This is a genomic window from Pseudomonas sp. NPDC098740, from assembly GCF_044760065.1.
Taxonomy (GTDB): Bacteria; Pseudomonadota; Gammaproteobacteria; order Pseudomonadales; family Pseudomonadaceae; genus Aquipseudomonas; species Aquipseudomonas rossensis.
This window is the reverse complement of sequence record NZ_JBIWAM010000001.1, coordinates 123739-150720: the sequence shown is the minus strand read 5'-3', so window position 1 is coordinate 150720 and position 26982 is coordinate 123739. Positions and strand designations below refer to the sequence as shown.

23 protein-coding genes and 3 pseudogenes are annotated in these 26982 nt (G+C 56.9%); 13 read left to right on the top strand and 13 right to left on the bottom strand.

Going from position 1 to position 26982, the window contains the following annotated elements:
- The first annotated feature begins 17 nt into the window (after positions 1-17).
- Positions 18-680, top strand: coding sequence for a hypothetical protein (locus ACIQU2_RS00725; protein WP_347806072.1), 663 nt, complete (start codon positions 18-20; stop codon positions 678-680).
- 108 nt (positions 681-788) lie between these two features.
- Positions 789-1217: a hypothetical protein gene (locus ACIQU2_RS00720; protein WP_403137715.1), complete on the top strand. Its 429-nt coding sequence runs from the start codon at positions 789-791 to the stop codon at positions 1215-1217.
- A 264-nt stretch (positions 1218-1481) separates the two neighbouring features.
- Here the strand turns inward: ACIQU2_RS00720 and ACIQU2_RS00715 are convergent, their stop codons facing one another.
- Positions 1482-2336, bottom strand: a complete 855-nt coding sequence (locus ACIQU2_RS00715) for a LysR substrate-binding domain-containing protein (protein WP_403137713.1) — start codon at positions 2334-2336, stop codon at positions 1482-1484.
- Between the two features lie 106 nt (positions 2337-2442).
- Here ACIQU2_RS00715 and ACIQU2_RS00710 point away from each other — a divergent pair, with 106 nt between their 5' ends.
- On the top strand, positions 2443-3138 hold the full coding sequence (locus ACIQU2_RS00710; protein ID WP_403137710.1) for an FMN-dependent NADH-azoreductase: 696 nt from the start codon (positions 2443-2445) through the stop codon (positions 3136-3138).
- Here ACIQU2_RS00710 and ACIQU2_RS00705 read toward each other — a convergent pair.
- On the bottom strand, positions 3115-3465 hold the full coding sequence (locus ACIQU2_RS00705; protein ID WP_403137708.1) for an AzlD domain-containing protein: 351 nt from the start codon (positions 3463-3465) through the stop codon (positions 3115-3117). The two genes, ACIQU2_RS00710 and ACIQU2_RS00705, sit on opposite strands and share 24 nt — an antisense overlap.
- On the opposite strand from ACIQU2_RS00705, the pseudogene ACIQU2_RS00700 reads away from it, so the two are divergent.
- Positions 3436-3735: pseudogene (locus ACIQU2_RS00700) on the top strand (LysR family transcriptional regulator); the annotation flags it as partial. The gene ACIQU2_RS00705 and the pseudogene ACIQU2_RS00700 sit on opposite strands and share 30 nt — an antisense overlap.
- Positions 3736-4312: 577 nt before the next feature.
- Complete coding sequence (locus tag ACIQU2_RS00695; RefSeq protein ID WP_403137705.1) at positions 4313-4756, top strand: PRC-barrel domain-containing protein; 444 nt, start codon at positions 4313-4315, stop codon at positions 4754-4756.
- A 153-nt stretch (positions 4757-4909) separates the two neighbouring features.
- On the opposite strand, the gene ACIQU2_RS00690 is transcribed toward ACIQU2_RS00695, so the two are convergent.
- A complete protein-coding gene (locus ACIQU2_RS00690; protein WP_403137703.1) occupies positions 4910-7933 on the bottom strand; it encodes an FAD-binding and (Fe-S)-binding domain-containing protein in 3024 nt (1007 codons plus the stop codon).
- 159 nt (positions 7934-8092) lie between these two features.
- On the opposite strand from ACIQU2_RS00690, the gene ACIQU2_RS00685 reads away from it, so the two are divergent.
- Entirely contained in the window at positions 8093-8977 is an 885-nt protein-coding gene (locus ACIQU2_RS00685) for a LysR substrate-binding domain-containing protein (RefSeq protein WP_403137700.1), read from the top strand.
- Between the two features lie 17 nt (positions 8978-8994).
- Here ACIQU2_RS00685 and ACIQU2_RS00680 read toward each other — a convergent pair whose 3' ends face one another.
- From ACIQU2_RS00680 to ACIQU2_RS00645, 8 genes are all read right to left on the bottom strand, one after another.
- A complete protein-coding gene (locus ACIQU2_RS00680) occupies positions 8995-10539 on the bottom strand; it encodes an amidase family protein (protein ID WP_403137698.1) in 1545 nt (514 codons plus the stop codon).
- Positions 10540-10694: 155 nt separating this feature from the next.
- A complete protein-coding gene (locus ACIQU2_RS00675; protein ID WP_403137697.1) occupies positions 10695-11576 on the bottom strand; it encodes a glycine betaine ABC transporter substrate-binding protein in 882 nt (293 codons plus the stop codon).
- Between the two features lie 54 nt (positions 11577-11630).
- Positions 11631-12299 carry an ABC transporter permease gene (locus ACIQU2_RS00670; protein ID WP_403137694.1) on the bottom strand — a complete coding sequence of 223 codons (669 nt, stop codon included), beginning with the start codon at positions 12297-12299 and terminating at the stop codon, positions 11631-11633.
- Positions 12300-12301: 2 nt separating this feature from the next.
- On the bottom strand, positions 12302-13300 hold the full coding sequence (locus ACIQU2_RS00665) for an ABC transporter ATP-binding protein (protein ID WP_403137693.1): 999 nt from the start codon (positions 13298-13300) through the stop codon (positions 12302-12304).
- Positions 13297-13986 carry an ABC transporter permease gene (locus ACIQU2_RS00660; protein WP_403137690.1) on the bottom strand — a complete coding sequence of 230 codons (690 nt, stop codon included), beginning with the start codon at positions 13984-13986 and terminating at the stop codon, positions 13297-13299. The genes ACIQU2_RS00665 and ACIQU2_RS00660 overlap by 4 nt, the downstream gene beginning before the upstream one ends.
- A gap of 344 nt (positions 13987-14330) precedes the next feature.
- Positions 14331-15326: a GlxA family transcriptional regulator gene (locus tag ACIQU2_RS00655; protein ID WP_403137688.1), complete on the bottom strand. Its 996-nt coding sequence runs from the start codon at positions 15324-15326 to the stop codon at positions 14331-14333.
- Between the two features lie 216 nt (positions 15327-15542).
- On the bottom strand, positions 15543-16508 hold the full coding sequence (locus tag ACIQU2_RS00650; protein WP_403137685.1) for an alpha/beta hydrolase: 966 nt from the start codon (positions 16506-16508) through the stop codon (positions 15543-15545).
- A gap of 35 nt (positions 16509-16543) precedes the next feature.
- Entirely contained in the window at positions 16544-17437 is an 894-nt protein-coding gene (locus ACIQU2_RS00645) for an amidohydrolase family protein (protein ID WP_403137683.1), read from the bottom strand.
- A 412-nt stretch (positions 17438-17849) separates the two neighbouring features.
- Here ACIQU2_RS00645 and ACIQU2_RS00640 point away from each other — a divergent pair.
- From ACIQU2_RS00640 to ACIQU2_RS00620, 5 genes and pseudogenes are all read left to right on the top strand, one after another.
- A pseudogene (locus ACIQU2_RS00640) lies at positions 17850-19357 on the top strand (PLP-dependent aminotransferase family protein).
- 112 nt (positions 19358-19469) lie between these two features.
- Complete coding sequence (locus ACIQU2_RS00635) at positions 19470-20411, top strand: MFS transporter (protein ID WP_403137680.1); 942 nt, start codon at positions 19470-19472, stop codon at positions 20409-20411.
- Positions 20412-20848: 437 nt separating this feature from the next.
- The gene (locus ACIQU2_RS00630) at positions 20849-21862 is read left to right on the top strand and encodes an acyltransferase family protein (protein ID WP_403137677.1); all 1014 of its coding nucleotides are present in this window, start codon (positions 20849-20851) and stop codon (positions 21860-21862) included.
- 130 nt (positions 21863-21992) lie between these two features.
- Positions 21993-22418: a GNAT family N-acetyltransferase gene (locus ACIQU2_RS00625; RefSeq protein ID WP_403137675.1), complete on the top strand. Its 426-nt coding sequence runs from the start codon at positions 21993-21995 to the stop codon at positions 22416-22418.
- A 263-nt stretch (positions 22419-22681) separates the two neighbouring features.
- Positions 22682-23422, top strand: a pseudogene (locus ACIQU2_RS00620) (Mut7-C RNAse domain-containing protein).
- 49 nt (positions 23423-23471) lie between these two features.
- Here the strand turns inward: ACIQU2_RS00620 and ACIQU2_RS00615 are convergent.
- Positions 23472-23612 carry a hypothetical protein gene (locus ACIQU2_RS00615; RefSeq protein WP_347806017.1) on the bottom strand — a complete coding sequence of 47 codons (141 nt, stop codon included), beginning with the start codon at positions 23610-23612 and terminating at the stop codon, positions 23472-23474.
- A 99-nt stretch (positions 23613-23711) separates the two neighbouring features.
- On the opposite strand from ACIQU2_RS00615, the gene ACIQU2_RS00610 reads away from it, so the two are divergent.
- Positions 23712-24656, top strand: a complete 945-nt coding sequence (locus tag ACIQU2_RS00610) for a chromate resistance protein ChrB domain-containing protein (RefSeq protein ID WP_403137672.1) — start codon at positions 23712-23714, stop codon at positions 24654-24656.
- Positions 24649-26007 carry a chromate efflux transporter gene (chrA, locus tag ACIQU2_RS00605; protein ID WP_403137667.1) on the top strand — a complete coding sequence of 453 codons (1359 nt, stop codon included), beginning with the start codon at positions 24649-24651 and terminating at the stop codon, positions 26005-26007. Before ACIQU2_RS00610 ends, chrA begins: the two co-directional genes overlap by 8 nt.
- A 419-nt stretch (positions 26008-26426) precedes the next feature.
- Here the strand turns inward: chrA and ACIQU2_RS00600 are convergent, their stop codons facing one another.
- Complete coding sequence (locus tag ACIQU2_RS00600) at positions 26427-26930, bottom strand: hypothetical protein (protein ID WP_403137666.1); 504 nt, start codon at positions 26928-26930, stop codon at positions 26427-26429.
- Positions 26931-26982: the final 52 nt, after the last annotated feature.

Here is a 26982-nt window from a genome sequence, read left to right as displayed (position 1 = left end):
ATGGAGAGCCTGTCGCTTTGAATTACGGACAAGACGTTACTGTTGTAGAAGCCTTTCAAAAGCTTGCACGCAGTATTGACATTGAGTTTCCAGAACGCCTCGCGACGCTCATGGGGATAGCACACACGCTTCCAGCAACGGCAGCACTAAGTAGCCTTGAAGATTTTCTATGGCTTGATGCCGAGGAGGCCGAGCGAGAAATCAATGAGTGGCTCAATCCAAATGATCAACAAGGTAGAACCTTTCTTCCCTTTGCGACTACTGGCGGTGGAGAGCCTTACTGCGTGGTACGTTTGGAAAACGGCGCTTCTGGGATTGCTCGGATAGTTCATTTTGCACAGCCATCTTCACTCGCCCATGCCGATATCTCGTCGTTCGTGGCCAGGGAATACGTGCGCATTGCAACAAATCTGTCCTGGCTATCACCTCAAGCGGACTTCAGTGCAGCACTGATAAGTGAAGTGGCATTGATCCAGGCAGCGCTACTACCCTCAGACTATGAATTTCTTAAGGATTTGTTCAGCCGGCAATGCGTTGACAAGAGCTACAAGGCTGGGCCAAAAAGTATCCCGAAAACTGTCAAAGCCTTCATTTCTCAAGAAGAAGAGGAAGCGTTAGCTGCCAGGCTGCACCATCCAAACCCCATTGAGTTTGAAGCTCTTCGTGCCTGGATGCGCTAATAGAATAAAAGGTGACAGATCTATTTAAAGTGTTTTTGGCGAATGGCGTTATGAAGCAAAGCAGTATGTCGCTCTGAGACATTCGCCCTTTTTCAGGAGGGGAAAATTATGCGAAGGATTATCGCAACGGGGGCGCTCTTGCTGGCCTTGGGCGGGTGCGCAACATCACCTATGCGGGTTTCTGAAGCGCGGCCAGTGCCGGCCAGTGAGATGTACGCGATCAAAAGCCAGGGTACGACAGATCCGGGACGCCTGACCATTTTCCGTGATGACGGGTTTGTCGGTTCGGGATGTGACGTCGTGTTCTACATCGATGGTCAGCGCGCAGCCAAGATAGGTCCCGGTCAGAAGGCATCTTTCGTTTTGCCTGCCGGTGAAGTGAATCTCGGCACCGGGCTCGCCGAGTCTGGATTATGTGCTGGTGTCGCGATCAAAACTGTTGTGGCCAACATCAAGCCAAGGAAAGAAGTGATTTATCGAATCAACTGGGATACGCAGGACTTCTATTTAGGCCCCTACGTTGAATATGGACGTTGAGCCCAGACAGTTCCGGCCTGTTTCGCACGCCACACCACCTAATAGTGAGTGAGGAGTTGAACACAAGATTTGATGCGTTACGCAGCGAAGCCGCAGCGCTCGCCAGTGCCATAAAACGTGCGCAGTAAAATAAATCTGAGAATCATTTGGCCGGCCTCCCCACCTTTCGGGTGCGGCCCTGCAATGCTGTTGTTCGGGCTCGCAGTCACTGGCTCGTATTGAGTTCGCTACCCGAGACGTTCAAGCAGGCCCTCAAAATGACAATCAAGCCCTCCGCGTAGAGCAATACTCCACAATGAGCTGAGTAACCGCTGCCACAATCGACTGATCCGCGTCAGGCGAGGTGAACAGCCGACATTGCGCATCCGGCAAATCCGGCAACCCTTGTTCTACCCCAATAACCGCCAATCCTTGCCCCAACTGACTGAGGGGCATGGGCGCTACCGCGAAGCCTGCCAGTGCCGCTGCCCGTAATCCGGCTGTGCTGCTGCACAACATCGCCGTGCGCTGGGCGATCCCCGCCTGCGCCAGCCTCGTCAGCGCGGCCTCGCGATAAGGGCACGGCTCGGGGAACAGGGCCAGCGGCAACGGCGTGGGTAACCGGGCGACGGGTTGCGCCGACCAGGCCCACACCAGCGGTTCTTGCCATAGCAACAGCCCCGCTTCGCTGGTTTCGCACAGCGAACCGATGACCACCTCCAGATGCCCTTGCTTCATCAGCGCCAGCAACGTAGCCGGAATGTTCACCTGCACCTCGATCTTCATCCCGGGGTACTGCGCCGCGAAATCCTGAACAGTGCGCAGCAATCGAGACTCGACAAAATCTTCGGACACCCCGATTCGCAGCCGCCCATGAAACGGCGTGCGTGTCAGGTCTGTCCAGGCATCACGGTTCAGCGCGAGGATTGTGCGCGCATAAGAGACCAGGCGCTCGCCATCGGCAGTCAGTTGCTGGGAACGGGTGGTGCGCGTCAACAGGGGTTTACCAATCTGTTCTTCCAATCGCCGCACATGGCCACTGACCGCAGACTGAGTCAGGTGCAACTTTTGGGCGGCACGACTGAAGCCGCCTTCATCGACGACCGTGACAAATGTCTTGAGCAGCAGAGCATCGAACATAGTTTTATACGTGATCAATCGAATAGGAATTCACGATTTATATTTCAATTGCAACTATGTTGCAATGCTCCCACCTGCCCTGCCTCCCCATCATTCAAGGTGTGCCATGACGACTCTTCTCCATATTCAGTGTTCGCCGCGCAAGCAGCGTTCGGCTTCCCTTGAAGTCGCGCGCAGCTTCATTGCGCGTTACCAAGCAAACACCCCGGACACCGAGATCATCACCCTCGACCTCTGGAACATGGCGCTGCCGGAATTCGATGATTTGGCCATGGAGGCCAAATATGCCGGGCTCAATGGCACGCCGTTGACCGCCGCACAACAAGACGCGTGGAACACGTTAAAAGAGTTGGCCAGTCACCTGCATCGCGCGGATGTACTCGTAATGTCCGTACCGCTGTGGAATTTCAGCATCCCGTACAAACTCAAGCACTTCATCGACCTGGTATCGCAGAAAGACATCCTGTTCAGCGTTGACCCGGAACGCGGTCTGGAAGGCATGCTGCACAACAAACTCGCCGTGGTGATGTACGCCCGCGGCCTGGATTTTTCGGCGCAGTCGATCACACCGGCGGAGCGCTTCGACTTCCAGAAACCCTACGTGGAAGCCTGGCTGAAATTTATCGGCGTCACGGATGTGCATTCGGTGATTGTGGAGAAAACCATCCTGGGGGAAGACGTTGATCGGCGCGCGCGTGAGGCCGCGACTCAGCAGGCCAGGAGCCTGGCAGACAGTTTGTCGCTGACGCTTCAGGTGCCCCTGCTGCACATCGATTCATTACACACCGAAAAACTTGAATAGCCACAGCCCTCCCATGCCCACCGCCAGCGTCAGGGCCGTATTGCGAGTCTGCCAGGCGGCCCAGGCCGCAATAATGGCGGCGGGGATCTGGGGGTTATTCAACACGAATTCCCCCTGCCCATTCGGATACACCACGGCGGGCAGCACAAGGGCCGCCAGCACACTCGCCGGTACGTAAAGCAAGGCCCGACTCAGCACTGACGGGATGCGCAACCGGCCATACAGTTCGACAAAGGAAAGACGCATCGCGAACGCTCCCAAACCGACCGCCAGGAACATCCCCCACAAGGCTAGATCGTGTGCACGCCTCGTTATCTGGAGGCTCATCCAGAACTGAAAACCCTGGAGGGCATGCGCAACAGCGTACTGCTGGACCTGACCCCTTATGGCCGTTCCCAGCTGTCAGAACAGGTCGACTGGAATGTGTGGTTCGCTTTCCAGTCCCATGACCTGCAGATCCCGGCCTCGGAAAGTCCGCACTACTTCAGCAGCAATGACTACAGCCTTCTCGTGCAAATGGCGCTGGATGATCAAGGTATCGCCTTGGGTTGGGATCATTTGGTGAGACATCTGGTGCAGCAGGGGCGCCTGGTTCGGCACGGCTCACCGTTGACCAGCGAGCCGGACACAGCAAAACCGTGTTGACGGAAAAGCTCAGGGCGTGATGGCGGTTTTACATTCAACACATACGTTGTCTGCCAGTCCGCTATCGCGAGCAAGCTCACTCCCACAGGTTCTGCGCCTTAACTGCCTGGCATTCCCCCCTTTTGGTCCGCTTGCCTGACAATATCGACCGAGATCTCCACCGCCACAATCATGCCTCTATCGGGCCAGCCCACTCCCGGCCCATCATCCGTGGACCGAAGACGAAGCAGACATTCACCTGCCAACAGTATGTCCTGCTCCAGATATTCCTGAACTTTCCCCTATATTAACTATCATTCAAATAAGTTTGGTCGCAGTAGCAACTTAAACTTAATCGTCATATTTAGGAAGTCACACATGGGCAGCGTACCAATTAAAAGTTGATCGACTTTTTACTCCAACTTGCCATTCGTCGTCATGCAGAAAAAAAATCCAACTTTTTCGACAGCGGGTGACTCCCACTAATACAGCCATCAAGGCGGTGAGTATATTTTTCTGATTGATTGACGATTGTTGATAGGAGATAGTAATGAACTACGTAGATCGCGATACCTATGGCATGTACAAAACCAACCTCCTGCGAGATGCCGACTCTGAAGAACAGGGCCCTGGCCCCGACCTGATGGGGGCAGACACACTCATTGGAAATGATGTTTATAACCATAATGAAGAAGACTTGGGAGATATCAAGGAAATCATGCTAGATGTTCGCAGCGGCAGAGTGAGTTATGCTGTTCTATCTTTTGGTGGCTTTCTTAGCATGGGAGAAAAACTGTTTGCAGTACCTTGGAATGCATTGACACTCGATACAGTAAATAAGCGCTTCGTACTAAACGTAGAGAAAGAACGCCTGGAAAATGCACCAGGTTTTGACAAGGACAATTGGCCTAATATGGCCGACGAGTCTTGGGCAACAGAAATCCATTCTTTCTATGGAACTAAACCCTACGATTACGATACTGTCCGGAGATAAAGTATCGACAAAGTTAATATTCATATCCGAAACGATGCGCGCCGAGCAAACAACGACATGTTTCGTTGGGGGGTGCCAACCCCTAAGGCGCGCATTGCGGTGAAAAAAGGTTTGTCGAAGCAACATTCCGCAGGACTCAACGACGCTCCCCTTTCACTTCGCGAGCGTATGCTCTAACACAACCTCCAATGGATGGCGCAATTGCATGTTGGCAAAGCGCTTCACCTGACTGCGACAGGAGTATCCCGTTGCCAGCGCCTCGCTCTTTTCTTTGAGCTTGCCGGCCCAGGACTGCTCAAAAATGGTCCGTGAGTGGCCTTGGTTGCGCACTTCATGGCCGAAGGTGCCGGACATGCCGCAGCAGCCGGTCGCCTCAGTCGTCAACTTGAGCCCGAGCCGGGCAAAAACGGCTTCCCATTGCGAAGTGCTGGCCGGGACATTGGTTTTCTCGGTGCAGTGCGCCAACAAACGGAATGTCCCAGTCGCGGGATGCGGGTTTTCCGGCAACACATCGCAGAGCCACTCCTGAGGCAGCAAGACCTTCGGGCAATCATTCAGCCCCGGTACTTTCTGATATTCCTGGCGGTAGACCAGCGTCATCGCCGGATCCAGCCCCACCAGCGGCACTCCACAATCGGCGAGCGCCTTGAGCTGATTGCCGTTGCGGATTGCCGCCTTGGCGAAGGCACCGAGAAAACCCTGCACGTGTAACGGCTTGCCGTTGGCGCTATAGGGCGCCAGAAACACCCGATAGCCCAGCTGATGCGCCAGCTGAATAAAGCTCGCCAGCAACGGTGTTTCGAAGTAACGGGTGAAGGCGTCCTGCACCAACACCACGCTACGCACACGTTGTGCGACGGTGAGTTCGCGCAAGGCTGACACGCTGGCGACAGCGACCTCGCAGCGGGTCAGCGTGGCCTGCACGTCATGACGATTGATCAACGGACTGTCGAGCATGCCGACCTGTCGCTCAAGCAGACGGCTCACCCATTTCGAGCCCATCACCGCGTTGTACACACCTGGCGCGTAGGCCATGTAAGGAATGGTGAACTCCAGCGAGCCAATCAAATAGTCGCGCAGCGGACGTTGATAGCGACCGTGGTACAGCTCCAGAAATCGCGAACGGAATTCCGGCACGTTGACCTTGACCGGGCATTGCCCCGCACAGGATTTACAGGCCAGACACCCCGCCATCGCGTCGTAGACTTCATGGGAGAAGTCCGCCTCGCCGCGCGAGCGCGCCAGGTTATTGCGCAACCTCGTCGGCAACCCGCTCAACCACGACAACTTGCCCCGGGCCGCTTGCAATACATCGATATTGGCCGCGCCTTGCAAACGCAACCACTCGCGAATCAACGACGCCCTGCCCTTCGGCGAATGCTGGCGCTCACGGGTGGCTTTCCACGACGGGCACATCGCATCGTTGGGATCGTAGTTGTAGCAAGCGCCGTTACCGTTGCAGTGCATCGCGGTACCGAAGCTTTGCCAGACTCGCTCATCGATTTGCCGATCCAGATCACCACGCAGCGTGACTTCGTTGACCTTGAGCAAGCCCTGGGTGGCATCCGGCGGGGTGCAGATCTTGCCGGGGTTGAGCTGATTGTGCGGGTCGAACGCGCCCTTGAGCGATTGCAGCGCCGGATATAGCTCACCAAAAAATCCGGGGACATATTCCGAACGTAAACCCTTGCCATGCTCGCCCCACAGCAGCCCCCCATAACGCCTGGTCAGCTCGGCCACGGCATCGGAAATCGGCTTGACCAGAGCGGCCTGGGCCGGATCTTTCATGTCCAGCGCCGGACGTACATGCAACACCCCGGCATCGACGTGACCGAACATGCCATACGCCAGGTTATAGCTGTCCAGCAACGCACGAAACTCGGCGATGTAGTCGGCCAGTTTTTCCGGCGGCACGGCGGTGTCTTCGACGAATGGCTGCGGGCGAATCTCGCCTTCGACGTTACCCAGCAGCCCGACCGAACGTTTGCGCATGGTGTATACGCGTGTCACAGCTTCGGCCCCTTCGGCCAGGGTGTGGCCCAGTCGCTCGATCGTCGTATCGGCTTGCAGATGCTCCACGAACGACGCCACGCGAGCGTTCACGTCCGCCAGGTCTTCTCCGCTGAACTCCACCAGATTGATGCCCAGCGTCGAGCGCACGGCGTCCGTCGGGAAATACTCGGCGACGCTGTGCCAGACAATGTCTTTCATCGCCAGCATCAACACCTTGGAGTCCACGGTTTCGATGGACAACGGCTTGTGCACCAATAACGCGTTGGCGTCGCGCAGCGCATCCATGAAGCTGCTGTAGCGCACGTTCACCAACACCGAATACTTGGGAATCGCAAGCACGTTGAGTTTGGCTTCGACGATGTAGCCCAGCGAACCTTCCGCACCGCACAGCACGCTGTTGAGGTTGAAACGCCCGTGCTCGTCGCGCAGGTGCGCCAGGTCGTAACCGGTCAGGCAGCGGTTGAGTTTGGGGAACACCGACTCGATCAGGTCGGCCTGGGTTTCCTGGATGTGCCGCGCTGTCCGGTACACCTCGCCGATGCGGCCGGGTTGCGTGCACGCCACTTCCAGCTCTGCGTCGGACAGCGGATGGCTGTGCAGGCGCTCACCGCCGAGCAGCACGCTGTGCAGTTCCAGTACGTGATCGCGGGTCTTGCCATAGGTGCAACTGCCCTGGCCGCTGGCGTCGGTGTTGATCATGCCGCCGACGGTGGCGCGGTTGGACGTCGACAGCTCCGGGGCGAAGAACAGTCCGTGGGGTTTGAGCGCGGCATTGAGCTGGTCCTTGACCACGCCCGCCTGCACCCGCACCCAACGCTCCGCGATGTTGATTTCGAGGATGGTGTTCATGTGCCGCGACAAGTCGACCACGATGCCATCGGTCAACGACTGGCCGTTGGTGCCAGTGCCGCCGCCCCGCGGGGTCAGTTTGATCTGGCGAAAGCGTGGTTCGGCCATCAAGGTCGCGATGCGTGCGATGTCGTCCGCGTCCACGGGGAACACCGCGGCTTGCGGCAGGCGCTGGTAAATCGAGTTGTCGGTCGCCAGCACGGTGCGAGTGGCGTAGTCGGCGTTGAGCTGACCGCGGAAGCCGCTGGCGCGCAGGGCTTGAAGAAATTCCGGGTACTGTGCCGCGAGTGCAACGGTGGGCAACTGAGCGATCATCGCAGGTTGTTCTCTTGTCGGTCTAATCACGGGAAAAATCAAAACACTTGTCGCCTGAGCATTAATGGGTCAGCCTCAGGTCGCCGGTTGCGCCAATGATCCTGCAGGCTCCGGCACCGGACAAACGGATATTCCTGCCGCTATCGATGACTTTTACGAATGAATTACCGTCACCTCACGCCCTCGATGTCGTTGCTGCTGGCCTTTGAAGCCGCCGCCCGCCATGAAAGCTACACCCGGGCCGCGATGGAACTGTCACTGACCCAAAGCGCCGTGAGCCGGCAAGTCCAGGCGCTGGAACAGCAACTGGGCCTGACGCTGTTTCGCCGTGAAGGCAGGCAAGTGCAATTGACCGATGTCGGTCGTCTCTACCAGCGGGAAATGAGCGAAGCGCTCGGACGCATCCGCAGCGCCACGTTGCAAGCCATGGCTTATCAATCCGGCAGCGGCACCTTGCGCCTGGCCACCTTGCCGACCTTCGGCTCGAAGTGGTTATTGCCGCGCCTTCATGACTTCTACAAAACCCATCCTGGCATGCTGGTGCACATCAATTCCCGGATCGACGCCATCGACTTTGAAACCAGCGGCATCGATGCCGCGATCGTCGTCGGTAATGCCGATTTGCCGGGTCTGATCAGCCATCGCCTGCACACGGAAGAACTGATGGTGATCATTTCTCCACAAGCGGCCGAACTCCATGACACCTGGACGCCGGAGCGCATTGGCGGACAGACGCTGCTCAACGTCGCGAGCAATGCCAACGTCTGGGGCGAGTGGTTCAGCCACCACGGCCTGCCCCATCGAATGATGCGGCTGGGGCCGAGTTTCGAACTCACCTCGCACTTGATCCAGGCCGTCAGGGCCGGCATCGGCATCGGTCTGGTGCCGCGCATTCTCGTGGCCGACGAGTTGGCCAACGCCGAGCTGATCAGCCTCGACCTGCCGTTCGCCAGTCAGCGCAGCTACTACCTGGCCTACCCGCCCCGCAACGAAATGCTGCCATCGCTCATCGCGTTCCGTACCTGGTTGCTGAAACAGATCTGAACGGCCCGCCCCACTGATCAGCGCCCGAGGAATGCGTAGCCAAAGCCCACAACCTTGGCGTCTTCGCCGTAGCCACCCAGGAACGAAACACCGACCGGCAGGTTGCCCTTGATCGTGCCTGCCGGAACGGTGATTTCGGGAAATCCGGTGGCGGAGGCAATGTACGACGACGCGTAGGTATCGCCGGATTTGCACACGTAACTGTCATCGGTCACGCCGTGAACCACCGAAGCCGGGCAATTGATCGTCGCGAAGAACAGGCTGTCCACTTTGTTCTTCTTCATGATGTCCATCAGTTGCGCGCGCAACTGCGGGATCTTTCTCGAGAGGATGGAGATGTACAGCGGCGAATCGGTGCTTGCGGTATTCGAGACGGCTTCCAGTCCGGCCAGGCGTGCCGGGTTCATGCCATGCGGTCCGTTTTCAGACTGATTTTTTTTTGCCTGATCGAGAAACTGCGCAAGCGTTCGCGGTTGGCTCGGGTTGAGGGTGGCCAGGTAGCGTTCGAATTGCGGTTTGAATTCGCTCTCGCCAACGGGACCCAACACATCGCTCCATAGCGTTTCAAACGACGTGGGAAGGTCGATGGAAACAACATGAGCGCCGCGCTTGCCGAGGGTTTCCTGAGCGGCCTTGAAGACTGCATCCACCTCTGGATTGGCGCCTTTGAAATTGGTGATCACCCCAATGGTTTTGCCTTGCAACGAGGAACGACTCAGCGCTGGCTCGAACTGAATTTTGTCGGCGACCAGATCCAGAGTTGCCGGGTCGCTTTTGTCCTGGCCCTTGATCGCATCCAGCACGATGGCCTGATCCAGCACGCTGTTGGTAATGACGCCACCCGTATCAAACGCGAGCGACAGCGGAATGATGCCGCTGCGGCTGATCAACCCCAGCGAAGGCCGAAAACCCACGGTGCCTGTGACGCTGGCCGGGGCGCGGATCGAGCCGCTGGTGTCCGACCCTAGCGCAAACGGTGCAAACGCTGCCGCCACGGCGGCGGCAGAACCGCTGCTTGAGCCAGAAGCATCACGCTTGGTATTTTTCGGATTCAGCGTCTGGCCGCCGAACGAGCTGTAGCCAAACCAGCCAAAGGACGCGGCCAGTTCCGACAGGTTGGCCTTGCCGAGAAGAATCGCTTGCCCGTCGATCAACTTCTTGACGGTGAAGGCATCCTGGCTCGGCACCGACGAACGCAGAACGTAGGACCCACCGGAGGTAACCATTGCGGCGGTGTCAAAGTTGTCCTTCACTACGAAAGGAATGCCGGCCAGCGGTGCGTATTTGGCATTAGGATTTTTCGCCCGTTCAGCATCCCACTTCCGGGCCTGATCGATCGCCTGTTCATTGATGGTCACCAGCGCATTGATGTTTTGGCCCTGGTGATTGTTCGCCCGGATGTTATCCAGATAGTGCTGGACCAGTTGCTCGGAACTGAGGGTCCCGTTATTCAACGCATGACGCATATCGGCGAGGGTCATGCGGTCGATACCGTCATCTGCCTGAGCACTTGCTGCCAGTAGCAAAAACGAGCACGCCACGAACTTTTTATTCAACTGCATGGGTGATTCTCCTAGTGAGTACAGGCGAACGGAATGAGCTCGCACCTCATGTAGGTGCGAGGGAATGGGTGGTAGGCAGGGTAAAAAAGGCCGGCGTTATGCCAGGCCTGGAAGGTTATAAAGACACCATCGAAGATCGCAGCCTTCGGCAGTTCCTACAGCAACTTGCTCTTTTGCAGAAATTCCTTGGACACGCTCTCGATAGATTCACGGCCAACGTCGACCCGAGAGTTGAGACCCGCAATGGTGTCGTCGTCCAGTTTGGAGGACAGGGCGTTAAGCAACTCGCCGATCTTCGGATTCTCTTTAAAGACTTCAGTGCGAATGACAGGCGTCAACGCGTAGCTGGGGAAGAAGCCTTTATCGTCCTTCAGCACCACAAAACCGAAGGCCGGAATCCGCCCATCCGTCGACAAGACCAAGGCCAGATCGACCTGACCGTCCCTGAGCGCCTGGTAGGTCAGCCCGCCGTCCATACGGACGATATTCTTGCGCTCGAATTCAAACTTGTACGCCTCTTGAAGAGGGCGCAGGCCATCGGGCCGGGAAAAGAACTCAGCGTTGGAGGCGAATTTATAGGATTTGCCGCCTTGGATATTCTTTGCAAGATCGCTGATGGAGACGACGCCATCTTTCTCGGCCTCTTCCTTGCGCATGGCAAAGGCGTAGGTGTTGTTGGCCTTGGAGGGGTTCAACCAGGTGATGCCTTTCTGCGCGTCAAGCTCGCTGATCTTCTTGTAGGTTTCGTCAGCACTAAGTTTGTCCGTGACTTTGTTGTAAGTAATCAGGGAAGTGCCGGTGTATTCCCAATACACATCGACCTGACCGTTCTCTTGCGCCGCGCGCAATACAGACGAACCCAGGTCCGGGCGTTTATCGACACTGTAGCCATTGGCGCGCAGGAGTTGAGTGGTCATCTCGGCAACCAGTTGCTGCTCGGTAAACTTCTTGCCGCCGACCACAATCGTGCTGTTGGCAGAAGCGCTGCCCACAACACCTGAAACAAGACTAAGGCTAAAGATCAGACTGGCTAGCATTCGATAAATCATCATGCACCTCATATTATTGGTTTAGGTCGATGGTCTTCAGATTCATTCGCGCCCGGCCAACCTCAAGCCCCGAGACACTGCAATGTTTTGAATCAAGCCGCAGCCCAGATCGACTGCAATAGCCAGGAGCGCGGTCGATGCGGCGCCGGCCAGCATCATGCCAAAGTCGTTCAAGTCGATCCCTGTAAAGATCAACTCGCCCAGCCCGCCGCCACCGACCAGGAAGGCCAGCGGCGCGGTACCGACGTTGATCGCCAGCGCCGTGCGGATGCCCGCGAAAATCACGTTCATCGCATTCGGAAATTCGACTTTCCACAGCGTCTCCCGAGGCGTCATGCCCATGGCCTCGGCCGCTTCGACCAAGTGCTGCGGCACCGCGCGCAAGCCTTCATAGGTGTTGACCGCGACGGGTAACAACGTCGCGACAAACAAGCCGATGATGGCCGCCCCGCTGCCGACGCCAATAAAGCTCATGGCCAATGCCAGCAACGCGAGCTTGGGGATCGCCTGCCCCACGTTAAGGACCTGCATGCTGGCCATGGCGTAACGCTGGTTCGCCGGACGGCTCATCCACACGCCCAACGGCAGCGCGATGGCCAGGGCCAGCGCCCCGCTGACCGCCACGATCTGCAGATGCTGGACCATCAGGTAGCTGATGTCGCCCCAGTAAAACTGCAGCCCTTCCCAAAATCTGATCAGTAAGTCAGACATCGTCAGTGCACCGCCGGAGTAATGTTTTCAACAAGTCGCGCCAGGATGTCAGCCTGGTGGACATAGCCGATGAAGCGTCCGTCGCTGTCGTTGCATATTGCCCAGTCCTGCCCGCGACCCAGCAGTTGCGAGAGCACCTGGCGCAGGTCATCCCCGGGCTTGACGATCAGGTGTGTGTGCGAAGTAACACCGCTGTTGCCGCCCACGATCTGCATGTGTTCGCGCGGCGCGATCTTGCTCACGACGTCAGCCGCGCGCAGCAGGCGCAAGCGTTTCATGATCCGGTCGCCGCCCATGAAGTTCGCCACGAACTCGCTGTTGGGCCGAGCCAGCAAATCATCCGAGCTACCGAACTGCTGGATTTTTCCGTTGTGGAACAGGGCGACGCAGTCCGCCATCTTCACCGCTTCATCGATGTCGTGACTGACAAACAGTACGGTTTTGTTGACGAGACGCTGGATGCGCATGAACTCGTCCTGGATCACTTCGCGGTTGATCGGGTCGATCGCGCCAAAGGGCTCATCCATCAACATCACGGGTGGATCCGCTGCCAAGGCCCGGGCCACCCCTACCCGCTGCTGCTGGCCGCCAGAAAGTTCGCACGGGTAGCGCTTGAGGAATTTGGACGGTTCCAGCGCGACCACTTCCAGCAACTCCGCCGCTCGCTTGCGACTTTTGTTCTTATCCCATCCCAACAGATTAGGGACGACGCAGATGTTTTCCTCGACGGTCATGTTCGGGAACAGGCCGACTTGCTGAATCACGTAGCCGATGGAGCGTTTGAGGGTGACGCTGTCCAGTTCGGATGTGTCGCGACCACCGATTCGGATCGTGCCTGAGGTCGGCGTGATCAGTCGGTTGATCATTTTCAGCGTCGTGGTTTTACCGCAGCCCGACGGCCCAAGCAGTACGCAGATCTGCCCCTCTTCAACATTGAATGAGACATCTTCTACTGCAGTGATTGAGCCGAATTTCTTGTTTAAATTTTCGATCTGGATCACGTCGTAGCTTCCTTCATTCGGCCAGCGGCCACTTTGTTCTTGTTCAGGCCTTTTGGCGTCAGGACACGCTGCAAGCCGTAGAGCGCGTAATCAGCCGCAATGGCAATCACGCTGATGACGATCGCGCCAGCCAACAGCTGTCGGGTATCCGATTGAGCGATGCCACGAATGATGAGACTGCCCAGGCCACCAGCGCCGATGTAAGCCGCGATGGCCGCGATGCCGATGTTGATGACGGTCGCCATCCTGACGCCCGCCATGATCAGCGGGACCGCAATCGGCAGCTCAACCTTGCGCAGTCGTTGCCAGGTGGACATGCCCATCCCGATCGCCGCTTCGCGCAAGGCGGGATCGATGTTGGAGATCGCGGTGGTGGTGTTTCGAATGATGGGCAGTTGGGAATAGAGAAACAACGCAATGACTGCCGGCACGACGCCGATTCCATAACCAATCAGGGACAGAGCCGGAATCATCAGCCCGAACAGCGCGGCAGAAGGAATGGTCATCAGGACAGCGGCGAAAGCCAGGACCCAACGGCGCGTTCTGGGGTGCTGGGATATTGCGATCCCAACAGGAACGCCGGTCAGAATCGCCAGTCCCACCGCTACCGCCACGATGAGAAGGTGCTGTCCGAGTAGCAGGCCGATCAGCCCGCCGTTTTCCAGAATGAAACTCAAGGTTTCCATGGTTGTTATGCCTTCTGTACGTCATTGTTGTTTTTGCCGGCTATGCATCTGGAAGTGGACGCCGGATTTGTAAGAAACATTACCGCGCTACCGTAGGCAGCCTGAGCTTTGAGCTCGACGATTTCTATCAAAAAACCGACGTCACGTGGCCCCCAGCGTGCAATGCAAGATGAAGGGTTGATTGAAGAAGGAAGTATGCAGGATCGCCTAATTCCCGAAGCGTGCCGGAGCGCACCGCTTGTCGGGCCGAGTCATTAGCTTGCTATGCGGTTTTACAGAGCGGATCAACTCTGTGGTTTTTCAGCGGATTAGCGTTCATTGACCAGCCGGTTCAACGACTGCAATCAGGAATGAGCATCATCAAATTTCCGCCGCTCTTCACCCGGCGTGCATCCCCACACCCGACGGTAAGCAGCGCCCAGATGTGACGCCGAGACAAATCCGCAGCTGTAGGCGATGGAAGCAATGGGCTGGGTGCTTTCACGCAGCAAGCGCCGCGCTTCGTTCAGCCTGAGCTCCAGGTAAAATTTCTTGGGTGTCATTCCGAAGTGCTGATGCCACAGCCGCTCCAGTTGACGATGGGACAGATTGCAGCGGTCGGCGATTTCTTCGATACCGACAACGTTCTCCAGATTGTCTTCCATGAAGGCGATGGCGGCCGTCAGCCTGCGATCGTGAATCCCGAACCGCCACTGAATCGACATCCGCTGATGTTCTTCCGGGGCTCTTATCCTGGCGTGCAGAAATTGCTCGGCGATGCTCGCGGCCAGCTGATTGCCGAAATCAAGCGCGATTTGCGCCAGCATGAGGTCGATGGCCGCCGTCCCCCCGGCACACGTCCAGCGGTTGCCGTGGTTGACGTACAGTTCTTTGGTCACTTCGATCGTGGGGAATTCCTCCGAAAACTGACCGATGGACTCCCAGTGCAACGTGCAGCGCTTTCCTTCCAGTAACCCGGCGCGGGCGAGGATGAACGTACCGGTGCTCAGTGCGCCGACGGTGATCCCTCGGGCCGCTGCCCGCTGCAGGAAGCGCAACATTTTCGGTGGTTTCTGATGCTCGATATCGAGGCTTGCCAGGACGAAAACGCGATCCAGCTCCGGGGCCTGATCAACCGGCACGGTCTGGATTTCGATACCGCTGCTGGAGCTGACCGGACCACCGGATTCCGTGAGCAGGGTCCACTCATACAGTGTTTTGCCGAACAGCCTGTTCGCCGCCCGCAAAGGCTCGCTGGCTCCGGCCAGGGCCATCATGGAGAACTGAGGGAGAATGAGCAGCCCGATTCGCTTGGTGGTGTAGCTATTCACAGACGTCGCTGATTCACTGGGGGCTGCCATCGCCGGATCCTTTCATGGGTCGTTCCAGCCGTTCAAATGAACAGCTCAGGCCAGCCCGAGAGAGTGGCTTTGGACACGCCATGTTAGGGGTTGGGCACGCATTCAGCCAGATTCAATCGCTGCGACAGATCGCAATGACGGGAGTATGCAGCGCGGCGCTTGAACGTCGCTGTGAGGCTTCGTCGCCCGAGGCCTCACAGGAGAAGGGCGAGCGGATCAGCCGCGCGCGCGGATGGCCTCATCGATGCTCTGGATCATCGACTTGAACACAGGGCTGTCGACCTGATTCTGCTGGCCATGTTGCATCTGGGAAATGATCAGCGCGCTCGGGCCTGCATCACCCGGATAGTTCTGGTGCAGACGTACAGACTCCGAGGGCATGTGCAACGTGTTGTCGGCGCCGTGGATGATCAGTGCAGGCGGGAAGCCTTTTGCACCTTCGATGGACTGCTCCGGGTCATACGCCACATAAGACTTGTAGGACTTCGCCGTCACGTGGGTGCAGCCAGGCCAACGGTCCGCGCCACCCGCTTCGGTGTAGCCGCCCAACTGCTGATCAACGTAAGCCTGAGTCTCAGGATCCAGCGGATAGTAGCCGAGGCGGGTCGCGTCAGTTCCGGTATCGAACGGAGGGATCGGCGCGTCATCCGCGAGTTGGTTAATGGCGGCATCCGCCGCGTCTTTGTCTGCACGCAAGGCTTGCAGCTTACGGATGTTGGTGTAGCTCATCGGTACCCAGAAGCGGATCTGTTCTACGCCTGCGGCGGCCAGTTCAGCCACTGCACCGAGGCTCGCCACCGAACCCATCGCCCAAGATGCAACTACCGGCATCTCACCAAAATTCTCGCGCGCCCATTCAATGGCTCCAAGGACTTCATCTTTCTGGTCTTCGAGGATGACATTGGTGATCTCAATGTCTGCGGCCTGGATCGTGTTGCGGATGTGTTTGTTGGTAAAAAAGCCCGCCACGTCGTAGGTCATGACGCGATAACCGCGGGCTGCCAGGGCGCGACCAAACAGCTGGCCGTACATCGTGACCCCGCCGGTGAAGCCGGAGTTGAAGATGACGGGCGGAATTGACGCGTCGATTAGTTCTGGCTGAAACACCGTTCCTTTGAGGTTCAGGGTTTCGTCACCATACTTAACGGCAAACTCGATTTCTTTTGTAGTAATGTTCGTCATCGCTAGATATCTCGAAGTTAGAGCGTGGGCATAGATCAACTTACCAATTGGCCAGATGCTCCTCGGAGAAGTTGGCCAACAGGAATTCGGGTTTCTGTAGAAACATGCTGTGCAACGGCATCAACAAAGTTAAAAGCGTTGTTCAGATTAAAGAGGCGGGAATACGGCACACCCTGGTTGTCCGTTCCAACATGAGGTGCATCGGTTGCTTCCAGAAGAATCTTGTCCGCGCCGACTGCGCAAACAATTTGCGTCACGAAACGAGCTGTTTCCTCGGGATAGACAGAAGTGCGATAGCCAGGGCCTTTGAACCACACGTTGCCTCGTTCTCTCGCTTCAGTGAGTAGCGCGATGTATGCCGGCTCAGTGATGTCACGCTCGCTGTGACAGGTGCCCAGGTGATCGATAATGACCCGCACATTGCGAGGGATCTGGCGCAATACGCGCAGATTCGTCTCAGCTTCTTTCGCGTAAATGTGCAGATGCTGGTGCGGTTGCAGGCGGCCATAAAACGCCGACCACTGCCCATCACTGAACTGCGCATCAGAAACCGTTTCAGGCCTTGCATCGTGCAGAACGATTCGGGCGCCAACCACCTGCGGGTGTGAGAGACGTTCCTGGGTGGCGTAAGCAGGCTCTGCCTTGATCGTCCCCACCAATTTGACGTCCCCATAGCGCAGAGGGTTGGCTGCCTGGAGATTCTTGAGTTCGTCAAATGAAGCAAATACGTTTTCTGAATCGGGCAGGATACTTAAATGGACGTTATTGAGGAGCGTCGGAGCAATTCCGGCATCGATCAATGTATCCAGATAAGCAGTCAGCGGATGCGGCTCAGGTAACGTATAGGGCAGCGAACCGGCCACTCGACGGAGGTCTTGCGAAGCATAAAAATGAACGTGACTGTCTATTCTTTTGATCAACGGCAGCATGAGTATTGTTTCCTGCTTTTGTGCGAAAACAATAATCGTCGTCAGTGCTTCGTCGCTCCCGCCAACTCGACGTGTAGTATCAAAATTTCGCCATGCGCGATTTTGTGAGCGAGGAGGCTTGTGAAATCACCGCATGGATTTGTGGGGGTGAAGTAGCCCTTGGGATTCTCTGTTGCAGCGCTGGCAGGATTCCAGAGTCGTGAAAATGAAGCCCGGGGCGGGCGATGGGTAAGCGGTCCGTCAGGCGGATGGCGAAAAATTGATGGGGTTTGGACCGCCTATAGTGCCTTCCCGGCGAATCGCCGAACATCAACGCCAGACGGATGACTTATCGACTATCGCTCGATACCCTTACCTCCCCGTCGCCTGAGGGTTTCCAAGTCAAATCCCATTTCATCCAGACGAGCATGTCATGAAATCCCCCGCCGGTTTGCTGCTGTCGGCTATCGAGTTGGACCGTGCCAGTGCCATTCCCCTGTACCGCCAACTGTATCTGCAGATTCGCAAACAGATACTCAACGGCAGACTCCAGGGGGGGCGTGCGCCTGCCGTCGACCCGGACCTTGAGCAACGAGTTGGGGTTGTCGCTGATCACCATTCTCAATGCTTTCGATCAGCTGATTGCCGAAGGTTTCCTGGCCTCGTGTACTGGCGCCGGTACGTATGTCGACACTGAGTGGGAAAGCCGAGGTATCGAGGATGAGCAACAGCGCCAGCCACCGCGCCTCTCCGACTTGAGCCAGTCGATGCTGTCGCTGCGCAGCGATCATTTTCGCGGGGTGTCCTATGCTGACTGGGACCCCGCGACCCCGATACCTTCCTGGCCCAGCCACAGCACCTATGACGCATTCCCGCAGGCGATTTGGCGGCGCCTGATGAACCGTCATCTGCTCAAGCCAACCAAGGCCATTCTGGGTTATGGCGAGTTGCAAGGCTTGCAGGCGTTCCGCACAGCGATTGCCGAATACGTCTTCGATGCGCGTGGCATCGATTGCAGTGCCGGGCAAGTGGTGATCGTTTCCGGCGCGCAGCAAGCGTTCAACCTGCTGGGCATTCTGCTGCTCAATCCTCAGGACAGCGTCTGGATGGAGGACCCGGGGCACATCGCCGCGCGCATTGCGTTGCAGGCCCAGGGGGCTCAGGTGATTCCGTTGCGTATCGATGAACAGGGGATCGATGTCCAGCAAGGCCTGACCGAGTGCCCTGATGCCCGCCTGGTGTTTTGTACGCCTTCGCGCCAGCATCCTTTGGGTGTCACCCTGAGTTATGCGCGGCGCCAGGCACTCATCGACTGGGCTGCGCAGCATCAGAGCTGGATCATCGAGGACGATTGCGACAGTGAGTTTCGCTACAGTGGCCGCCTCCTCCCGGCGTTGTATGCCATGGACCAGATGGCCCGGGTGATCTACGTCGGAACGTTCAGCAAAGTTCTCTTTCCGTCACTGAGACTGGGTTACGTGATTTTGCCGCAGGCCCTTGGTCGAACCCTTCTGCACCCTGCGCGCAGTCATGGATCGCAGTCCGCCTACCCTGCTTCAGGCGACAACGGCAGACTTTATGGTTGAAGGCCACTTTTTGGGGCACATCCGCCGCATGCGTGCGCTGTACAAGGCGCGCCAGCAGGCATTGATCGAACAGCTTGAAAAGCAGATTGGCAGCTTCTTCAAGATCACCCCGACGGATGCTGGCATGCATCTGATCGCCTGGCTGCCCCCCGAACTCAGTGACACTGACATCGCCCGGCAACTGGCCCAGCACAACATCCACACCTACGCCTTGAGCGACTATCGCATCAAGTATTCCCTGTCTCCGGCCCTGTTGATCGGCTTTGCCGGCACGCCTGAAAACCAGGCCCGGGAACGTGTCGAAGCGCTGGCCCAGGCCTTGCGCATATTGGGTTATCTGCCGCCGACCACTTGATGCGAGGCAAGTGGTCTTATCAATTAACTGATAATGGATCTTTCGAGAGTTCCTGACTGGCGCGATAAAGGCTGCGCCGGTAGACCCGGTGTCTGAACCAGGAACGGCTCTAATGAACAATAAGATCCAGGAACGATTCAACGCCTTGCTGAGCCATAAGGTGGTCGAACACGGGGCTGTTCCCGTGCTGACGGACGCACTGGCCCGGCGGTTGCTTGAACGTCTCGGGCAATTGCGCCTGTTTGCCCATGCCTACCCGCTACTGACCAACCTCACCCACGGTCGTGTCACCCCTGCCGACCTGCTGGACTTCGCCTATCGCCACGAGCTGCAAGGCTGTCACCCGCGCAGCTCCAGGCTCAAGAGCGGCACCGCGCAGTCGGTGGCCAAGCCGAAGAATGGTCTGGCGAACCTGATGGAGGCGATCAAGGTACCGGGAATCTGGCTGGTCAGCCTCAACGTGTTCATGGTCTACATCGTCTACTGCGGCCTGACCTACTTCATTCCCTACCTCAAGGAAATGTACGGGTTGCCCGTGGCTTTGGTGGGCGCCTACGGCATCATCAACCAGTACTTCCTGAAGATCCTCGGCGGGCCTGCCGGTGGTTTCATTGCCGACAAGCAGTTCAAGAGCACCAGCCGCTACCTGAAGTGGGCTTTCCTGGCGCTGTTGCCACTGATGGGCGTGATCATGCTGATTCCGAAAAGCCCGGGCTTCATCTATGCGGGCATGGCCGCCACCCTGTCCTTCGCCCTGATCGTGTTCTCCATGCGCGGCGTGTTCTGGGCCCCCATGGGTGAAATCGGTATTCCCCAGCACATCACCAGCTCGGCCTTCGGCATCGGTTGCCTGATCGGCTATGCACCCGGCATGTTTGCCTACGTCATCTATGGCGCGATTCTCGACCACTTCCCCGGTCAACAGGGTTACAACTATGTCTTCACCCTGATGAGCATACTGGCCGTTGTGGGCTTCATGGTGTCCAGCCTGCTCTATCAAGCGGTGCGCAAAAAATCCATGGCCACTGGCGGGATGAGCGCGGCGCAAGCCTGATCATCGCCTTGGACTCCAGGAGGAGGAATCGTCTACCACGCCGATCCCTCCTCCTGGCCATAACGCCGGAATGAACCGGCGCTGACTTGCGCACAATCTGGCTAACGCGTTACCGCGACGGAATGCTTTTTCATCGTATGGCGATGCACCGGCTTATGGAGCGACCGTGGGCGATTCACTTAGCGCCACGCTCTCAAGCAACGTCAAACAAGCAACGTCAAAAACCCGGTCATTCAGCGAATTCCTCGCGACTGGAATTTTTTCATGGCGTGAAGTGTAAAGTGCAAAAGGTGTCCTAGACTACAGGCTTAAATGGTCTGATTTCTTGAATTTTTCACCGCTGAAACTACTGGATTTTTATATGAATTCAGACAGTCTTCAGACGCAGCACTGCCTTTATCGAATGCCCCCTATCGACCCAAGAGCGGGATGCAAATATGAACAGTAGTTCAGTAGCGGGCTCTCGATTCAGCGTACTTGATGGATGGCGCGGCATAAGCATCTTGCTTGTCTTGGCATGCCACCTGCTACCACTTAGCCCAAAGCCTTGGCAATTTAATGCCGCCGCAGGCGTTATGGGAATGGCTATATTTTTTACGTTATCGGGTTTCCTGATAACAAACTTTCTGCTCAACAACAGCAGCGTCGTTGATTTTTTAATCCGCAGAATCTTTCGGGTTGTGCCTCTCGCCTGGTTGTACATGCTCATTGCTTTACCTGTCATGAACAGCACTCCGGAGTTCTACATCGCAAACTTTCTGTTCGTTGCCAACTGGCCGCCTATGTGGCTTGGCAATGTAAACGGCCACCTATGGAGTTTGTGCATGGAGGTCCAGTTTTATTTCGCCATCGCTTTGCTGGTAGTTCTGATGAGAAACAAGTGGGTGCTGCTGATCCCTGTTCTCTGCATCGCCGTCACGATGTACCGGGTCATGAATGATGTGCATGTCGCAATCAACACTTACTACCGCATTGATGAAATACTTTCCGGATGCATACTGGCACTGATATACAACAATAGACTGGGCAACATCCTTGACAAACTTCCGACACAAACGGCGTTCGTGCAAATATTTTTACTCCTCCTGTTTGTCGTGTCCTGTCATCCCGATGCGGGCTTTATGAACTACTTCCGCCCCTATCTTGCCGCAGCAATGGTGGGGAGCACGTTACTAAATAGTCGGACACGAATTGCCCAGATGCTGAATAATCGCGCTCTATTTTATATCGCCACCATCTCGTACGCTCTCTACGTTGTTCATCCACTGCTAATACATACTTGGCTGGGTAGCGGAGATACCGTCATAAAATATCTGAAGCGCCCTTTGTTGTTCGCCGCCATTTTTATCACCGCGCACATCTCGACCTTCTATTATGAAAAATGGTGGATTGCTTTTGGTAAGAGATTTGCCAAAAAAGTAGCTAGCCAATCTGTTACATCGGCCGGTTGAATCCACAGACCAAAAGCAGCCATTCAGAACTGTCTAAAAACGGACGACTTAATTTGTCAGCCGAGTCATTATGGATGACGCGAATCGGATACCATTTTGACCCGGTTGCAAAACGCTCAGGGAGAGCACCATGTCTGCACAAATCCAACTATCAGAAAATGTAACGGAGGCAGAGCGCCTCGCCATTCTGACCCCGCTGCTGGCCCATAATCTGACTAACGGCGGAGACGACGCGCATGAAGCATTTGCTCTGCTGCTACGAGCCCCTGACAGGGACGAAGTCATTGGCGGGCTGTACGGGAAGATCTCCTATCGATGGCTACTCATCGATCTTGTCAGTGTTCCTGAACAGATGCGGGGCCAGGGTATCGGGGAGCGATTAATGCGCATGGCCGAAGATATCGCGCAAAAGAAGAACTGCATTGGAATTTGGCTAGAGACCTTCAGCTTTCAAGCGCCAGGTTTTTATCGAAAACTTGGGTACTCCGAGTTCGGACGCTTGGCAGATTACCCGCCAGGACATACTCGACTCTATTACCAAAAGACGCTGTGCTAACAGCGTTTTTAGTTGATTTTGCTCTCGTAGATCCCAACGCCTGGTGATAATGCAGCTGCTCTGCGGGTTAGTCGTTGGTAGACTCTGCTCCAGGCTTCGCGCAGCTTCAGAAACCGGTTAGGTCCGCTATGGGTTGTAGATTCAACCGGTCGATGCAACAGATTGGCTAAATCGTTCAGCGGGCGTTTCGTAGTTTGGGGCCTGCCGGAGAAGATGCCCGGACTAGACTCGCTCATCCTTGCAGCCCTGCCATACTGTTCAGCATGACCCGTGCAACCTTCCGCTTCTACGAGGAGCTCAACGATTTCCTGCCGGCCGAACGGCGGCGGCAGTCCTTCACCTGCGAGTGCGCGCGAGGAGCGACGGTCAAGCACATGATCGAGGCGCTCGGGATACCGCACACGGAGGTCGAATTAGTGCTGCTCAACGGCGAGTCGGTGGGCTTGGAGCGGATGATCTTCGACGGTGACCGGCTGGCGGTGTATCCCAAGTTCGAAGCACTGGACATCAGCCCGCTGCTAAAGGTTCGTGCGCAACCTTTACGGGTGCTGCGCTTCGTCGCTGATGCGCACCTTGGCGGGCTGGCCAGCCTGCTGCGCATGAGCGGCTTCGACACCCTCTACGACAATGGCTTCGAGGATGGCGAGATCGCCGAGATCGCTGCGCAGCAAGGACGCATCGTGCTAACCCGTGACCGCGAACTGCTCAAGCGACGGATCATCAGCCACGGCTGTTACGTGCATGCCCTGAAACCGTCGCTGCAGCTGCGCGAGTTGTACGAGCGCCTCGACCTGGCGCGTAGCGCGCGGCCATTCAGCCTGTGCCTTCATTGCAACCTGCCGCTGCACGAGATCAGCCCGGAACTGGCCCGGTCGCAGGTGCCGCCACGCGTTGGCATCCTCTATTCGCACTTCCTGCGCTGCAACGCCTGACAACGGGTTTACTGGGAGGGTTCGCACTGGCGCGGCATGTGTGCACTGCTGGCACCTCTGCTGGACCGATAGCCGAGCGCATCGGGCCGCCTCTACGACTTCAAGCGCCCCACCAGCCCGTTCAGTTCATTCGAGAGGTGCGAAAGCCGGCCTGAGTCTTCTTGCGCAGAGCTGGCCAGCTTTCGACCAGCCGCGCCTCGTCGTAGATCTGCTGGATATGCCGATTGATCTCTTCGGCCTCACTAAACAAATCAATCCCCATTTAATGCATCGCCAAAATCCCAGATTTTAAGGATGGCTTTCCAAACGCCAAAACCACAGTTAATGTAATAAGAACAACAAAATAAATAGCGACATCTACATGAAAAACTGGCTGACACTGATTCTCGCTTTACCTACCGCGAATGCCACCGAGCGCATGCGAGCCTGGCGTGCTCTGAAAGCCTCAGGTGCGGCGGTTTTGCGCGATGGTGCCTATCTGTTGCCTGATACCGGTGTCTGTCGCGATGTTCTGGCGTCTGTCGAGCGCGACATCCTTTCTATCAATGGCACTGTTTACATCCTGCCCGTGGTCGATCCGGAGGGTAAGCGCTTTGTCGAGTTGTTCGACCGTAGCGATGACTACAGCAAGCTACGCGCAGAGATTGAAGAGTGCCGTGGGCAGCTCAATCCTGAAAGCGCATTGGCCACAACCAAACAAATTCGCAAGCTGCGCAAAAACTACGATCAGCTCACCCACATCGATTATTTCCCAGGTAAGCCAAAGGAGCAGATTGATTCAGCCTTGCTGGAGCTTGAGACGGCTGTCAGCAGAGCGTTGGCTGCGGATGAACCACCTAGCCGCGACGAGCCCATAACGGCACTCAACCGTGGTGATTATCAACGTCGTGTCTGGGCAACACGTAAGCGTCCGTGGGTTGATCGTCTGGCTTGCGCCTGGTTGATTCGGCGCTTCATTGATCCTGAGGCTCGGATCCTCTGGCTGAATACGCCACATGACTGTCCGGCAGACGCGCTGGGCTTCGACTTCGATGATGCGACCTTCAGTCATGTCGGCAATCGCGTGACCTTCGAAACCCTGCAAGCCAGTTTTGAGCTTCAAGAGTCCGGCCTGAACCGCATCGCGGCGTTGGTGCACTACCTCGATATCGGCGGCATTCAGCCTTTGGAGGCTGCCGGCATCGAGCGCGTGCTGGCAGGACTGCGTGAAACCATTGCCCATGACGACCACTTGCTGGCTGCTGCCAGCGCTATCTTCGACGGACTGCTCGCCGAGTTTGTGAAAGAGGAACAACCCAATGAGTAAGGTGTTGGCATCAACGGCTGAAGAGAACCTATCAAGGCCGGAGGCGATCAGCTTGCGTGAGGCATTCCGGTTCTGGTTGAAGCTCGGTTTCATCAGTTTCGGCGGGCCAGCAGGGCAGATTTCGATCATGCACCAGGAACTGGTAGAACGTCGGCGCTGGATCTCCGAACGACGCTTTCTCCATGCGCTCAACTATTGCATGTTGCTGCCTGGGCCAGAGGCTCAGCAATTGGCGACCTACATCGGCTGGCTGATGCATCGAACCTGGGGCGGAGTGATCGCCGGAGTGTTGTTTGTGCTGCCCTCACTGTTCATCCTCATCGCTTTGTCGTGGATGTACATCGCGTTCGGCGAAGTGCCTGTGGTGGCCGGCCTCTTCTATGGGATCAAGCCTGCCGTGACGGCCATCGTGGTGCAGGCGGCACACAGGATCGGCACTCGGGCGCTGAAGAATAATTGGCTGTGGGCGATAGCAGCAGCTTCATTTACCGCGATCTTCGCGTTCAATGTTCCTTTCCCGCTGATCGTATTGGGGGCAGCGTTAATCGGCTATGTCGGAGGGCGTCTGGCGCCTGAGAAGTTCAGAACCGGGGGCCATAGCGCTGCCAAAAAGTCCTTCGGCCCGGCCTTGATCGATGACGACACCCCGTCCCCGGAACATGCCCGGTTCAGCTGGATGAAACTGGCGCTGCTGGCCCTCATCGGCGCGGCGCTGTGGGCGTTGCCGATGGGAGTCCTGACCGCGCTTTTTGGCTGGGAAGGTACCTTGACCCAGATGGGCTGGTTCTTTACCAAGGCCGCGCTGTTTACTTTTGGCGGAGCCTATGCAGTCCTCCCGTATGTCTATCAAGGAGCGGTCGGTCACTATGGCTGGCTTACCCCGACTCAGATGATCGACGGTCTGGCACTGGGGGAAACCACACCAGGGCCGCTGATCATGGTGGTGGCCTTCGTCGGCTTTGTTGGAGCGTACGTCTCACAAGTGTTCGGCGCCGATCATGTGTTTCTGGCCGGGGCTCTCGCAGCCACCCTGGTGACATGGTTTACCTTCCTGCCCTCGTTCCTGTTCATTCTCGCCGGTGGCCCGCTGGTGGAATCGACCCACAACGAACTCAAGTTCACTGCACCGCTTACCGCAATCACAGCGGCGGTGGTTGGAGTGATCCTCAATCTGGCATGTTTCTTCGGCTATCACGTGCTGTGGCCGAAGGGCTTCAGCAGCAACCTCGACTGGCCCTCTGCACTGATCGCCATTTTGGCGGCAATTGCCTTGTTCCGCTTCAAACGGGGCGTCATTCAGGTGCTGATGGCTTGCGCGCTCGTCGGCTTGGCGGTGCATCTGCTGCGCTAAGAGAGGATGTGATCAGCCGGCGCTTGCGGGCGCAGGCGGCAAAACAAACAAAAACGGGCGCCTTGTCGGGCGCCCGTTTTGTTTGGGGTTACGTGCTGCGGGTTTTGGTCGCTTGCAGCCTTTTCACCCACTGCCGAACGATGCAGACCATCGCAGCCAGCAACTAAGCTTTATCAGGAGGCCTTCGCGAAACCCTGAAAAGTCAGGAGGCACACAATGAGCAAACAACCTCAACCCCGGAGCCGCTCCAACCCCCAACCCAGATCTCGCCCGGTAGTGCCTGCCCTGCCCTGCAAAACAGGCACCCGGTCCGGGGGCTTGCGCGGTAACTACCCACCGAAGAAGTCCAATTGAGCCCAAGCGTGCGGCAGACTTTGCAATTGAGTCTGTTGGACTTCTTTATCCGCCGTTATGGCTGATCAGTGCGATTTTTTCGATACCGAAGTCCCGGCTTTGCTCAACCCTTTCGTGTTGTGATCACCTGGAGTCGAGGTCGAGACTGCTCTGGCTTTGTCTAAGCCGCGAGTATCTTTGGAGTGGGCGATGCCTGAAGTCGTTTGGCCATGACCGCTATCACTATTGCGAACACTGCCGTAGTGGTTTCCGCTTTCGCCACGATCGCGAACAGCCTTGCCGGCATGATCGCTGGACAGTCCATTACCGCGGCCGTTGCTGTCAGAGTTGCCGGAGTGACCTGAACCGCTATGACCGCCGCCTGTACCGCCGCCATGGCCACCGCCATTACCACCTCCGTTTCCGCCCCCATTACCACCACCGTTACCGCCACCACCACCACCACCACCACCACCGTCTTTCGCATAGGCGGAGCTCATGATGGACAGGTCAGCAGGGAGTAATGGGGCGGCCGCAAGCATCAGGGCGCAGGACATTACAGCAACGAGACTCTTATTCTTTAAAAGCATGATTGCTTCCGTAGGGTTGGTTGATATCGCGAGTCTTAGGACGCATTAAGCC